General features: G+C 70.2%; 15 protein-coding genes. 10 read left to right on the top strand and 5 right to left on the bottom strand.

Translation table 11 applies throughout. From position 1 onward, the window contains the following. Positions 1 to 2 precede the first annotated feature (2 nt). The gene (locus ACODSL_RS14995) at positions 3 to 314 is read right to left on the bottom strand and encodes an MliC family protein (protein ID WP_488901515.1); all 312 of its coding nucleotides are present in this window, start codon (positions 312 to 314) and stop codon (positions 3 to 5) included. Positions 315 to 322: 8 nt separating this feature from the next. Beyond that, positions 323 to 673, bottom strand: a complete 351-nt coding sequence (locus ACODSL_RS14990) for a c-type cytochrome (RefSeq protein ID WP_488901514.1) — start codon at positions 671 to 673, stop codon at positions 323 to 325. A gap of 151 nt (positions 674 to 824) precedes the next feature. Here ACODSL_RS14990 and ACODSL_RS14985 point away from each other — a divergent pair, with 151 nt between their 5' ends. Continuing rightward, entirely contained in the window at positions 825 to 1,295 is a 471-nt protein-coding gene (locus ACODSL_RS14985) for a (2Fe-2S)-binding protein (protein WP_488901513.1), read from the top strand. An 11-nt stretch (positions 1,296 to 1,306) separates the two neighbouring features. Then, complete coding sequence (locus tag ACODSL_RS14980; protein WP_488901512.1) at positions 1,307 to 3,466, top strand: xanthine dehydrogenase family protein molybdopterin-binding subunit; 2,160 nt, start codon at positions 1,307 to 1,309, stop codon at positions 3,464 to 3,466. A gap of 83 nt (positions 3,467 to 3,549) precedes the next feature. On the opposite strand, the gene ACODSL_RS14975 is transcribed toward ACODSL_RS14980, so the two are convergent. After that, complete coding sequence (locus ACODSL_RS14975; protein WP_488901511.1) at positions 3,550 to 4,167, bottom strand: nucleotidyltransferase family protein; 618 nt, start codon at positions 4,165 to 4,167, stop codon at positions 3,550 to 3,552. A 29-nt stretch (positions 4,168 to 4,196) separates the two neighbouring features. Between ACODSL_RS14975 and moaA the strand changes: the two genes are divergently transcribed. The 5 genes from moaA to moaC are packed head-to-tail and all read left to right on the top strand — an operon-like array spanning position 4,197 to position 6,922. Continuing rightward, positions 4,197 to 5,210, top strand: coding sequence for a GTP 3',8-cyclase MoaA (moaA, locus tag ACODSL_RS14970; RefSeq protein WP_488901510.1), 1,014 nt, complete (start codon positions 4,197 to 4,199; stop codon positions 5,208 to 5,210). A gap of 1 nt (position 5,211) precedes the next feature. Further along, complete coding sequence (locus ACODSL_RS14965) at positions 5,212 to 5,451, top strand: MoaD/ThiS family protein (RefSeq protein WP_488901509.1); 240 nt, start codon at positions 5,212 to 5,214, stop codon at positions 5,449 to 5,451. Continuing rightward, a complete protein-coding gene (locus ACODSL_RS14960) occupies positions 5,448 to 5,894 on the top strand; it encodes a molybdenum cofactor biosynthesis protein MoaE (protein ID WP_488901508.1) in 447 nt (148 codons plus the stop codon). The genes ACODSL_RS14965 and ACODSL_RS14960 overlap by 4 nt, the downstream gene beginning before the upstream one ends. After that, the gene (moaB, locus tag ACODSL_RS14955) at positions 5,895 to 6,446 is read left to right on the top strand and encodes a molybdenum cofactor biosynthesis protein B (RefSeq protein ID WP_488901507.1); all 552 of its coding nucleotides are present in this window, start codon (positions 5,895 to 5,897) and stop codon (positions 6,444 to 6,446) included. It begins immediately after the preceding gene. Further along, positions 6,443 to 6,922: a cyclic pyranopterin monophosphate synthase MoaC gene (moaC, locus tag ACODSL_RS14950; RefSeq protein WP_488901506.1), complete on the top strand. Its 480-nt coding sequence runs from the start codon at positions 6,443 to 6,445 to the stop codon at positions 6,920 to 6,922. The genes moaB and moaC overlap by 4 nt, the downstream gene beginning before the upstream one ends. 98 nt (positions 6,923 to 7,020) lie before the next feature. Here the strand turns inward: moaC and ACODSL_RS14945 are convergent, their stop codons facing one another. Further along, the gene (locus ACODSL_RS14945; protein ID WP_488901505.1) at positions 7,021 to 7,971 is read right to left on the bottom strand and encodes an XdhC family protein; all 951 of its coding nucleotides are present in this window, start codon (positions 7,969 to 7,971) and stop codon (positions 7,021 to 7,023) included. Between the two features lie 104 nt (positions 7,972 to 8,075). Between ACODSL_RS14945 and ACODSL_RS14940 the strand changes: the two genes are divergently transcribed. Genes ACODSL_RS14940 through ACODSL_RS14930 form a run of 3 tightly spaced genes read left to right on the top strand, consistent with a single transcriptional unit; the run spans position 8,076 to position 10,741 of the window. Beyond that, a complete protein-coding gene (locus ACODSL_RS14940; protein WP_488901504.1) occupies positions 8,076 to 9,119 on the top strand; it encodes a PLP-dependent aminotransferase family protein in 1,044 nt (347 codons plus the stop codon). Then, positions 9,116 to 9,991, top strand: a complete 876-nt coding sequence (locus tag ACODSL_RS14935) for a bifunctional regulator KidO (RefSeq protein ID WP_488901503.1) — start codon at positions 9,116 to 9,118, stop codon at positions 9,989 to 9,991. Before ACODSL_RS14940 ends, ACODSL_RS14935 begins: the two co-directional genes overlap by 4 nt. Before the next feature lie 39 nt (positions 9,992 to 10,030). After that, complete coding sequence (locus ACODSL_RS14930; protein WP_488901502.1) at positions 10,031 to 10,741, top strand: cytidylyltransferase domain-containing protein; 711 nt, start codon at positions 10,031 to 10,033, stop codon at positions 10,739 to 10,741. Here ACODSL_RS14930 and ACODSL_RS14925 read toward each other — a convergent pair. Continuing rightward, complete coding sequence (locus ACODSL_RS14925; protein ID WP_488901501.1) at positions 10,725 to 12,554, bottom strand: TonB-dependent receptor plug domain-containing protein; 1,830 nt, start codon at positions 12,552 to 12,554, stop codon at positions 10,725 to 10,727. The genes ACODSL_RS14930 and ACODSL_RS14925 overlap by 17 nt on opposite strands. Positions 12,555 to 12,660: the final 106 nt, after the last annotated feature.

Below are 12,660 nucleotides of genomic sequence, written 5' to 3'. Positions count from 1 at the left end.
CGTCAGCCGACGCGGCAGTTGTCGTAGGGGCCGCCGGGAAAGCCCGACAGCATGGCGCCTTCGCCCTTGCCCCAGATCTCGAACGGACCGGTCGCGTAGCGGGCGCCGGAGCCAGACCGGACATGCGGCAGCGCCTTCGTCACGCCGCCCGCGGTCACCTGCACCCGGTCGCCGGGCTGGTTCCAGGCCGCCGTGAATCCCCTGCCGCCGTCGCAGCGATAGCGCAGCGGGCCGCTGTCCGTGCCCGGCGCGGGCGCGGTGGCGCAGCCGGCGAGGGTCAGGCCCAGAGCGACGATGAGGGACAGGCGGCGCATGGGCGCTCCTAGTGCTGGGTCTTCAGATACGCGATGACGGCTGAACGCGCCGCAGGTTGCGCCACACGCGCGAACATTCGTGTTCCAGGCGCGAAGGTGGACGGCGCTGAAAGGTAGGCGTCGAGGCTGGCGTCGGTCCAGGTCCCTGCCTTGGCCTTCAGGCCCGCCGAATAGGCAAAGCCCGGCGCGCCGGCGATCTTTCGGCCGGCGACGCCCTTGAGCGTGGGCCCGGTGGGTCCGCTGGTCCCGGTCAGGGTGTGGCAACTCTTGCACTGGGCGTTGAACAGGGCCTTGCCGTCTTCGGCGGCGGCAGGCAGGGCGAACGCCAGCACGAGGGCGGCGGCGAGGGCGATGCGCATGAACAGTCTCCGTCGAGGGACGGTCACCGTAGACCAGCCCCGAGAAAAATTCACTGGCGCGCCCTCCCCTTAACAGCGTTAAGATATAGATCGCCTAGGGACTGGCCAGGCCCGTGGCTATAATCGAACGCAGACCGGGGAACGTTCAGACATGGCAACCACACTCGACATCAACGGCAAGGCCGTCAGCGTCACCGCGTCCGACGACACGCCCCTGCTCTGGGTCCTGCGGGACGAACTGGGCCTGACTGGGACCAAATACGGCTGCGGCATCGCCCAGTGCGGCGCCTGCACGGTGCACATTGACGGCCAGCCGACGCGGTCCTGCCAGACCCCGGTCAGCGCCGTCGCCGGCATGAAGATCACCACCATCGAGGGGCTGGGCGGACATCACCCGCTGCAGCAGGCCTGGGTTGCCGCCGACGTGCCCCAGTGCGGCTACTGCCAGTCCGGCCAGATCATGAGCGCCGCCGCGCTCCTGGCGGAAAAGAAACACCCCAGCGACGAAGACATCGACGCCGCCATGAGCGGCAACATCTGTCGTTGCGGCACCTATCAGCGCATCCGCGCGGCCATCAAGGACGCGGCCGGCATCGCCGCCGCCCTGCCGGCCAAGGCGTGAGGGACATCGTCATGAACGCGCACAGCAAGACCATCGAACCTACCCGTCGCGACCTGGTTGTCGGCGCGACCCTGGTGGGCGGCGCCCTGCTCGTCGGTTGCTCGCCGGCCGATCTGCTCAGCGCCGGATCCAAGGTGGACGTCGGCGCCTTCGGGCCCTTCATCAAGGTGGCCGCCGACGGCGCCGTGACCGTGATCTCCAAGCACATCGAATTCGGCCAGGGCAACCACGCGGGTCTGTCGGCGATCGTCGCCGAAGAGCTCGATGCTGACTGGTCGCGGGTCACGGTCGAACAGGCGCCGGCCAATGCCAAACTGTACGCCAATCTCGGCATGGGCGTGCAGGGAACGGGCGGTTCGTCGGCCATCTCCAACAGCTGGACGCAGCTGCGCACGGCAGGCGCGGGCGCCCGGGCGATGTTCGTCCAGGCGGCGTCCGGCAAGTGGAACGTCCCGGCGGCGGAAATCACCGTCAAGGACGGCGTCGTCAGCCACAAGAGCGGCAAGTCGGCCGGTTTCGGCGACCTGCTGGCCGATGCGGCGAAGGTCAAGCCGCCGGAAGCGCCGGTCCTGAAGGACCCCAAGACCTTCACCCTGATCGGCACGAGCCGCGTGCGGCGCAAGGACAGCCTGGCCAAGAGCACCGGGACCGCCCGGTTCACCCAGGACGTCCAGGAGCCGAACCTTCTGGTGGCCATGGTCGCCCATGCGCCGCTGTTCGGCGCCAAGGTGAAGAGCTTCGACGCGACGGCGGCGAAGAAGGTGCCCGGCGTGGTCGAGGTCTATCAGATCCCGACCGGCGTCGCCGTGGTGGCCAACAACACCTGGGCCGCCCGTCAGGGCCGCGACGCCCTGAAGGTCGAGTGGGACAGTTCGAAGGCTGAAAAGCGCGGCTCCGACCAGATCATGGCCGAGTTCCGCGACGCGGCCGCCGGCAAGGGCCCGGCCGACCTGAAGTGGGAGTCGTTCGACACCCATGGCGACGCCTCGCAGGCCGACGGCGAGATCTTTGAAGCGACCTACGACTTCCCCTATCTGGCGCACGCCACGATGGAGCCGATGAACGCCGTCGCCCGGGTCAAGGGCAACAGCGTGACGATGACGTTCGGCTCGCAGATTCCGACCATGGACCAGCTGAACGCCGCCAAGATCGTCGGGACGTTGCCGGGCGCCGTGCAGATCGAGACCCTGTTCGCCGGCGGCTCGTTCGGCCGCCGCGGCAACTTCCAGTCAGACTATTCGGCCGAGTGCGTGCACATCGCCAAGAAGGTCGGCGGCGGTCGCCCGGTGAAGCTGGTCTGGACCCGCGAGGACGACATGCAGGCGGGTTACTTCCGCCCGATCGTCCACCACAACGTGCGGATCAACCTCGACAAGGACGGCTACCCGGCTGTCTGGCGCCACCGCGTCGTCACCCAGACGGTGATGAAGGGCTCGCCGATGCCGTCCAAGGGCGTCGACACCTCGGCGGTCGAGGGCGCGATGGGTTCGCCCTATCTGAAGGCCACGCCGGCGGTGGACGCCCAGGTCGCGCTGCCCGAAGTCGGCGTGCCGGTGCTGTGGTGGCGGTCGGTGGGCGCGACCCACACGGCCTTCGTCATGGAGCACACGATCGACCAGCTGGCCCGCAGGACCGGCAAGGATCCGGTCGAGTACCGCCGGACCCTTTACACACGCGCGGGCGCCAAACGGCATCTGGCGGTGATGGATCTGGCGATCGCCAAGGCCGGACCCGCGCCGGCCGGTGTCTCGCGCGGCATCGCCGTGCATGAATCCTTCGGTTCGGTGGTCGCCCAGATCGCCGATGTCGACCTGTCGGGCGCGGAACCCCGCGTGCGGCGGGTGGTCACGGCCATCGACTGCGGCGTGGCGATCTCGCCCGACCAGGTCGCGGCCCAGATGGAAGGCGGCACCTGCTACGGCCTGTCGGCGGCTCTCTACGGCGAGGTCTCGCTGAAGGACGGCGCTGTGCAGCAGACCAACTTCGACGGCTACCGCGTGCTGCGGATGAACGAGTCGCCGACGGTCGAGACCTACATCGTCCCGTCCGGCAACGCGCCGTCGGGCGTGGGCGAACCCGGCACCCCGGTGATCGGCCCGGCCGTCGCCAACGCACTGCTCGGGGCCGGCAAGCCGGCGACGTACCGGCTGCCGTTCGTTCGTTCGGTGTAGTTGTTTCCCTTCGGGGGAGCTGTCGGCGCGTAGCGACGACTAAGGGGGTCTCCCGTGACCGGAGCGGACCCCCTCCGTCTCGGCTATCGCCGATCCACCTCCCCCGATGGGGGAGGATCTTGCTCATCCACATCAAACAGCACCCCGTCGTCGTCGGTCGGGATGAGCGTGAGGCCATGGGTCATGGCGCTGAGCAGCCAGCCGGCGCCGCGGTCGCCGGCCAGCGACAGCAGGGCAGGAAACAGCTCCGCCGAGAACAGCGCCGGATGGCCGCGTTGCTGGCCGTGAACCGGCGCTGCGGCCCGTGCGCCGGCGGAGAGGGCGTCGGCCAGCTTCGGGGCGATGTCGTGAGGAATGCGCGGCATGTCGCCGAGGAACACGAAGGCCCCGGCGGCGTCCGGCGGCAGGCTGGCGACGCCGGTGCGCAGGGATGCGCCGATGCCTTCATTATGCCGGGCGTTGCGGACAAGATGCAGCCTGGCGCTCTGGCCGGTCCGGTCGGCGAAGCGGCTGGCGGCCTGCAGCACGCCCTCGTCGGCGCCCCAGACCACGGTGACCGTTCGCACCGGCGCGGCGAAGGCGGCCTCGAGCGCACCGTCCAGCAGCACCCCCTCTCCCCGCCGAGAGGTCAGCTTTCCGCCACCGAAACGACGGCCAGATCCCGCCGCCAGCACAATCGCTTCCAGCGCCCCTGTATTCACACCCGCCTCCGCCCTATTCTTGGGACCGTATGACAGCCGCGCCCGCCCGTCCCGCCCTGATCGACGGCTTTGGCCGCGCCGTGACCTATCTGCGGGTTTCGGTGACGGACCGCTGCGACCTGCGCTGCGTCTACTGCATGGCCGAGAAGATGGTCTTCCTGCCCAAGGCCGAGGTGCTGACGCTCGAGGAGCTTGACCGGATCAGCAGCGCCTTCATCGGCCTCGGCGTGCGCAAGCTGCGGCTGACCGGCGGCGAACCGCTGGTGCGCAAGGGCTTCATGAGCCTGGTCGAGAGCCTGTCACGACATCTGAAGTCCGGCGCGCTCGATGAGCTGACCCTGACGACCAACGGCACCCGGCTGGCCGAGTTCGCCGCCGATCTGGCGCGGCATGGCGTGAAGCGGGTCAACGTCTCGATCGATACGCTGAAGCCCGACCTGTTCCGCACCCTGACCCGCGGCGGCGACCTGGCGAAGGTCATCGCCGGGATCGAGGCGGCGCAGGCGGTCGGCCTCGCGGTGAAGATCAACGCGGTAGCCCTGGCGCACGACAACGCCGCCGAGATCCCGGACCTGATCCAGTGGGCGCACGGCCGGGGCCTCGACATGACCCTGATCGAGACCATGCCGCTGGGCGAGGTCGAGGCCGACCGCACCGACCAGTTCCTGTCGCTGGAGCAGGTTCGTCGCGAGCTTTCGAGCTACTGGACCCTGACCGACCTGCCGCTGAACACCGGCGGGCCTGCGCGCTATGTGAGGGTCGAGGAGACCGGCGGGCGGCTGGGGCTGATCACGCCGCTGAGCCACAATTTCTGTGAGGCCTGCAACCGCGTGCGCCTGACCTGCACGGGCACGCTGCACACCTGCCTCGGCCGGGAGGACGCGTCCGACCTGAGGGCCGTGTTGCGCGCCGGGGCCAGCGACGCGGACCTCGTCGAGGCGATCCGCCACGCCGTCGACGCCAAGCCGCAGGGCCACGACTTCCAGATCGCGCGCGGCCAGGCTCCGGCGACCCGTCGCCATATGTCGACGACGGGGGGCTGAGATGGCGCGGGTGCTGCTGTTCGGTCGGTTGGCCGACATCGCCGGCTGGCGGGAGGCCACGATCGCGGCGGACACTCTCTCCGACCTGCGCGACAGCCTGACCGCCACCGACGCGGCGCTGGGCGAGGCGCTGGGCGGGCAGGGCGTCCAGGCCGCTGTCGACAAGGTCATCGTTCGCGGCGACACGTCCCTGACGGCGGCGTCCGAGGTCGCCTTCCTGCCGCCGATGAGCGGCGGATGACCGTGCGCCTGCAGACCGCGCCGTTTGATCCGGGCGCCCTGCTGACCGCCTTCACGGCCGGCCGGTCCGAGACGGGCGCGGTGACCAGCTTCACCGGCCTCGCGCGGGCCGAGGCCGGAGCGACGACGACCCTGGAGCTGGAGGCCTACCCCGGCTTCACCGACGCCGAGATCCGCCGCATCGGTGCGGCCGCAGCCGAGCGCTGGGGCCTGCAGGACTGGCTGGTGGTCCACCGCACCGGGCCGATCGCGCCCGGCGAACCGATCGTCTTCGTGGCGACCGCCTCCGCGCATCGCCGCGAGGCCTTCCAGGCCTGCGACCATCTGATGGACTACCTCAAGAGCCGCGCGCCCTTCTGGAAGAAGGAGCACGGCCCGGACGGCGCCCGCTGGATCGAGCCGACCGATCGTGACAGGACAGATGCTGAACGCTGGGAGACCTGAATGACCTCGCCCTTCCCCATCGGCGGCAAGATCGACGAGAGCCTGGCGGTGACGCCGGTGCGCGTGGCCGTTCTGACCGTGTCCGACACTCGCGACGAGGAGAGCGACACCTCCGGCCACCTGCTGGCCGGTCGCGTGACCGCCGCCGGCCACGAACTGGCCGACAAGCGTCTCGTGCCGGACGATGTCGCCCGGATCCGCCAGCAGATCGAGGCCTGGGTTGCGTCCGGCTCGGTCGACGCCATCGTCACCACCGGCGGCACCGGCCTGACCGGCCGCGACGTGACGCCCGAGGCCGTGCGGCCGCTGTTCGACAAGGAGATCGACGGCTTCTCGGTGATCTTCCACCTGGTCAGCTACCAGTCGGTGGGCCTCTCGACCCTGCAGTCCCGGGCCCTCGCCGGAATCGTGAAGGGTGTGTTCGTATTCTGCCTGCCGGGCTCCAACGGCGCGGTGAAGGACGGCTGGGACAAGGTCATCGCCGCCCAGCTCGACAGCCGTCATCGCCCCTGCAACATGGTCGAGCTGATGCCCCGGCTCCTCGAGCAATGAGCAAGCTGACCCACATCGACGCCGAGGGCCGCGCCCGGATGGTCGACGTCACCGGCAAGCCGGACACCGTCCGCGAAGCCGTCGCCACGGGGCTGGTCCGCATGGACGCGGCGACCCGAGATCTGGCCCTGTCCGGCGATGCGAAGAAGGGTGATGTGCGGGCGGTGTCCGAGATCGCCGGAGTGATGGCGGCCAAGAAGACGTCGGACCTGATCCCGCTCTGCCACCCGCTGGCCCTGTCAAAGGTCGAGGTGTCGGTGACGCCGCACGACGAGGGGCTGGCCGTGACCGCGCGGGTGAAGACCACCGGCCCGACGGGCGTGGAGATGGAGGCGCTGACGGCCGTGTCTGTCGCCTGTCTGACGATCTACGACATGCTGAAAGCCGCCGACAAAGGCATGGTTATCGAGGCCGTGCGGCTGGAAGAGAAGACCGGCGGCAAGTCGGGTGAGTGGAAGCGGCTGCATACGCTGTAGCGTCGTGCGTGGTTCGAGACGCTCGCCTGAGGCTCGCTCCTCACCATGACGAAGAGAAGCGCAAGTCCCCTCTGCCCGTCATCCTGAGGAGCGATCCCTCAGGATCGCGTCTCGAAGGACGCACGCACTCCGATCACCTCCCCCACCGCCGCCACGGCAACCTCCCAGGGCGCCTTGCCGCCGAGGTCGAGGCCGATGGGCGCGCGGAGCTTCTTCAGGTCCGCCTCGCTGATCCCGTCCCGCCGCAGCAAGGCCAGCCGCTCGGCCAGGCGCTTTCTGGCGCCCAGCAGTCCGACGTAGGGCGCCGGTGAGGGCAGGGCGGCCAGCAGGGCCGCGTGATCAGCGTCCAGGTCGTGGCTGCAGACGGCGACGGCGGTCCAGGGGTCGAGGCCGATGCTGGCCAGCGCGGCGGCAGGGTCATCGCGGCGATAGCCGACGCCCGTCAGCGGCGGCGGCGCCGACGGCCCGCGCGGGCGGACAAGCGTCGTATCGAACCCCGACTGTGCGCCCAACTGGGCGATGGCCAGCGCGGTCGGGTCGCCGCCGATCACCGCCAGCCGCCAGACCGGGTCGTGCCGGCGGACCAACGCGCCGGGCCAGGGGGCCGGGGCGTCACCGCAGACCCGCCGCTCACCGTCGCTGACCCAGACCGCCGGCCGCCTGGCGTCCATGAGCCGGAACAGCTCCGCAGCGGCCGCGTCGTCCGGCGCGATCCTTTCCAGCAAAATCTCGATGCGCGCGCCGCAGAGCAGGCGGATGTCCGGCCAGGGACTGCCCTCGCCATAGACCAGCCGGCGGGGCTGGCCGTCGGCGAGACAGGCGCGCGCATGGCCGGCGACATCGCCCTCCACGCAACCGCCCGACAGGAAGCCCGACACCCGCCCCTCGGCGAAAACCATCTGCGTGCCGACCGGTCGGGGACCGCCGTCGCCCAGCGCGGCGATGGTCGCCAGAACGGCGGGACTTCCGGCGGCGAGCGCCGCGCGCAGGGCCGGTCTCTGATCGTCGGCGAGGCCGTAGTCCGGCCAGTCGGGAAGCGGCGTGTCCATCGGCGCGACATTAACCCCCGCTAAACGCTCTCGATACCGCTTCCTTAAGGGGTTGGCGCGCATGGTTACGACTGACTTCACCACGAAGCCCGGGAAGGACCCCGATGGGCCGCGCCGCCTTCATCCCCGCTCCACCCGCCCCGAAAGGGGGGCCGCGCCTGCGCGCGCAGGGGTGCCGGCTGTGGGATTGCGACGGCGTCGAGCGCATCGATTTCGACATGGCCGGCGGCGCATCGCTGCTAGGGCACGGGCACCCTGTCGTTGAATCATCCGTCGCCGACGGCCCGCCCGCCGAGGGCAGCGTCGAGGCTGCGCTGACCGATCTGCTGCCAGGATCCGTCGCCGTCCGTTTCTGCGCCGAGGAGTCCCAGGCCCTGCCGGCGGCGATCGACGCCGCCCGCCGCGCTACCGGCCGCCGTCGCGCCGCCGTCTGGGACACGGGCGGAGGACCGTTCGGCGGCGTGGATGATCTGGCCGCCATCGTCATCGACCCGTTGGGCGCCGATCCCGCCGATCTGGAGGCCGTGCGCCGCGCTGCGGACGCCGCCGGCGCGGTGCTGATCTTTGATGAGGGCGTCTCCGCCTTCCGTGTGCACGAAAACGGCGCCCAGGGTCTGAGCGGCGTTTCACCCGACCTGGCCGTGTTCGGCTCGGCGCTTGCGAACGGCCGGTCGATCGGCGCGGTCTGCGGCCGGTCCGACCTGATCGCGGCGCTCGACCCCGAGGACCTTCCCGCGCCTTCGACGCCCTCGCTGGCCGCCGCAGGGGCCACCCTGCGCCTGCTGGCCGCCGATCCCGTCGCGCCGCGCCTTCGTGTACTGGGCGCCGAACTTCAGGCCGAAGTTACCCGCCTGGCGGACCAGGCCGGCGCCGATCGGCTGTTCGTGCTCGACGGAGATCCCTCGCTGCCGACGCCTCTGTTCGCCCGGCCCCAGATTGAAGGCCTGTGGCTTCGCGGCATGGCCCTGCAGGGCCTGGTCGTCGTGGGGCCCCACGCCCTCTGCGCCGCCCACGGCGAACCCGAAGTCGCAGCCCTGATCGCGGCCTACGCCGCCCTGTTGTCGACGTTTGTCGATGAAGGCCGCCGCCTGGGTCCGACCCGCCGCGCGGACTTTGTTTACGACGTTCGTCCAGAAGGACACGCATGAACCCTCTGCTCAACAAGCTTGGCCTGGGCTCCGCCCAGTTCGTCCCCGGCGCGTCGATGCCGACACGCGGCCGCACGCCCGAGGTCGAGGCGCGCGACATCCTGACGATCGCCGCCCGTTCCGGTCTGTCGGTGTTCGACGCCAGCGGCGCCTGGGGCCGTTCGGAGACGCTGCTGGGCGATCTGATGCCTCGTCCTCTGCCGTTCCGGCTGGTGATCGCCACGGTGCGCCCGGACAAGGGCCCGGACTTCGTCGAACAGGAACTGCGGGCCAGCCTGGCCCGCCTCGCCGTCCAGCACGCGGACGCGGTCGTCGTGCCGCTGGCCGGGGACCTGTTCGGTCCCCAGGGCATGGCGATGTGGACGCGCCTGCAACAGCTGCGCGACAGCGGCCTGATCGGCAAGATCGGCATCTCGCTGCATTCCACGGACGACCCCGTCGGCGTCGTCCGCCGCTTCAAGCCGGACCTGATCCAGGCCCCCGCGTCCCTGCTCGATCAGCGGATGCTCGCTGACGGCACGCTGGAGCGGATCGCCGGCATGGGGGTTGAGGTGCAACTGCGCTCGATCTTCCTCAACGGCCTGCTGTTCCTGCCGCTCGACCGCATCCCGACGCCGCTGAAGGCGGCTTCGGGCTCGCTCTCGAAGGTGCGGCGCATGATCGCCGAGGGCCGCAGCGATCCGCTGCAGGCCGCGCTCGGCTTCGCCCTGTCGCGTCCCGAGGCCAGCACCGTGCTGGTCAATGTCACCACCGCCGCGGAGCTGTCGGCCGTCATCGCCGCCGCCGCCAGCCCGCCCCCTGATCTGGACTGGACCGAGATGGCCATCGACGACCCGGTGGCCCTTGATCCTCGCCGGTGGGCCGCCGCCTAGAGGGCGCCCACCCCGGCAACGCTCAGAAGGAGCACGCCAATGACCCTCGCCATCATCCAGGCCCGAATGGGCTCCAAGCGGCTGCCCGGCAAGGCGCTTTCCCCGCTCGCCGGCCAGCCCCTGATCTGGCGTCAGCTGGAACGCCTCAAGGGCGCCCGCACCCTGACCCGCATCGTCGTGGCCACCAGCTGCGAGCCGGCCGATGACGCGCTCGCGTCATGGCTGGTGTCACAGGGCCAGGCCGTCTTCCGCGGCGCGCCCAGCGATCTGCTCGACCGGTTCGCCCGCTGCGCCGAATCCGCCGGCCCGGCCGCCCATGTCGTCCGCATCAAGGGCGACGCGCCCTTCGTCGATCCCCGCGTGATCGATGAGGCCGTGCGCATGGCCCGGGTCAGCGGCGCCGACTACGTCTCCAACCGTGAGCCGGCCAGCTTCCCGCTGGGCATGGAGGTCGAGGTGATCTCCACGCCGGCGTTGATCGCGGCGGCCGCCGAGCCGCGCGAGAGACTGGCGCGCGTATCCCCGACCGCCTTCATCCGCGCCAATCCGGGTCGTTTCTCGCAGGCGAGCTTCAGTCACCCCCGCGATCTGTCGAAACTGGACTGGCGGGTGAAGACGTCCGCCGACCTCGCCTTCGCCCGATCGATCTACGGCGCCCTGTACGCCGCCGACCCGGGCTTCGGCATGGCCGATGTGCTTGACCTGGTCGGCGGACGTCAGGACCTGGCCCGCTTCAGTTACGCAGCCTGAAGCCGATAAACAGGCCGCGTCCCGCTTCGCTGTAGCCGAGCGATTGCTGGTAGGCCTCGTCCGTGAGGTTCACCACGCGCGCCGTCACGTCGATCGTGTCGGTCAGCGCCCAGCTGCCGGCAAGATTGGCGACGACGAAACCGTCCCGTCGCGCAGGCGAGAAGGTCGAGGGGTCGGAGTCGGCCTGTTCACCCTCCGCCCGCACCGTCAGCGCGGTCTTCAGGCGGTTCCCGGTCCAGAGCAGGGTCAGGGAACCCGCATGCTCCGGTGCGCGGATCAACTCGGCTCCTGTCGACTCATCGACCGCATCGGTGAAGGCATAGGACGCCTTGAGCGAGAGACGGTCGGTGAGCTCGGCCTCGAGTTCTGCCTCGACCCCGGTCGTGCTGGTGCGGTCGATGTTCACATACCGACCGACGCCGTAGTTGATCTGGTCCTCGATATCGAGCCGGTAGCCAGTGACGCGGGCGTAGAACCGGTCGTCGGCTGACCGCCAGGACAGGGCCGCGTCCCAGCCCTCGGCGGTCTCTGGCTTGAGGCCCGTTGACGGTCCGGCAGGGAAACAGAAATCACAGACCGTCTGGCTGATGGTCGGGGTCTTGAAGCCCTGACCGACGCTGGCCGACAGCAGGAAGCCATGATCAAGGTCGATCACGCCGGCCAGTCGGGCCGTGGTCTTCGCGTCATAGTCATCCGGCGCGTCGTGGCGCAGGCTGGCGGTGAGCGTCAGGCGTTGGACCGGTGATGCGCGCACGACCCCGAAGGCTGAGGTCGCGCCCAGGTTCGACGTGGCGCCGGTGCTGATCGAAGCCTCGGTATCGTCCCGCTCGACGCCCAGCAGGAAGGCGAAGGCGTCGCCCGCCCCGCCCCGCCCGGCCGTCCAGCGCCAGGTCGTGCGCCGGGCGTCATAGCTGGACGCGAAGGCCGAGATATTGTCGCGCGTGAGGTCGTACAGGCTGACGCTGAACACCTGGTCCAGGCCTAGCAGATGTTCGGCCGTGACCCGGCCGAACCCGGTCCAGCTTCGGCTCTTGCTGCGGTCTGGCGTGTCGCCGAAGGCGAAGAAGGCGTCATAGCCATCGATGTCGGCCTCGGCCTCGTTGTAGCGCAGACGGGCGTCGAGACTGACCCTGTCAGACAGCGTCAGGCGGGCGTTGCCGCCGACGGTCCAGCTGGTGAAGCCGTCCGTCTCCGTTCCGTTCGCCGCCTTGGAGATGCCGTCGCCGGAATAGGCCGATGCGGTGAGCCCCAGCGCCCGCCGGTCGTCAGCGACGCCAATGGCGGCCGTCCCGCGCACCGTTCCAAACGATCCGGCTTCGGCCGAGGCGCGCCAGCCGTCCAGTTCCCGGGTGGTGAAAGCGATCGCCCCGCCGATGGCGTCGGACCCCCAGAGCGAGCCCTGCGGACCGGACAGCACCTCGATCCGCTCGATGTCGCCGAGGTCGAGGCTGGAGAAATCGAAGCCGCCGTTGGGGCTGGACGGGTCGTTCTGGACCACGCCGTCGACCAGCACGAGGGTCTTGTCGGCGCTGGCCCCGCGCATGCGGACGTAGGTGACGCCGCCGAAGTCGCCGTTGCGGCTCAACGAAAGGCCGGGAATCGTTTCCAGGATATCGCCGGCGAAGGCCGCCTGGCTGGCGGTGATGTCCTCGGCGGTGATCACCCGGGCGTCCGGGGCGTCGTCGATCCGGGTTTCCAGCCGGGTCGCGGTGACGATCAGTTCCCCGACCGTGGTGCTTTCGACATCGGCGGCGTGAGCCGTCGTGGCCGTGGCCAGCAGGGCCGAGGCGGATAGCAGAAGAAGGCGCTTCATGGCGCAGGTCCTCACAACTGTGAGCCCGCGCGGCGCCGCGTGGCGGAGTTTGTCCAAAGCGAACGTCGACGCGCCGGCCGACGGTCGCTTCGACGGGAAGGCAAGC

This window comes from Caulobacter sp. FG121, from assembly GCF_057809815.1.
This window is presented reverse-complemented; position numbering and strand designations above follow the sequence as displayed.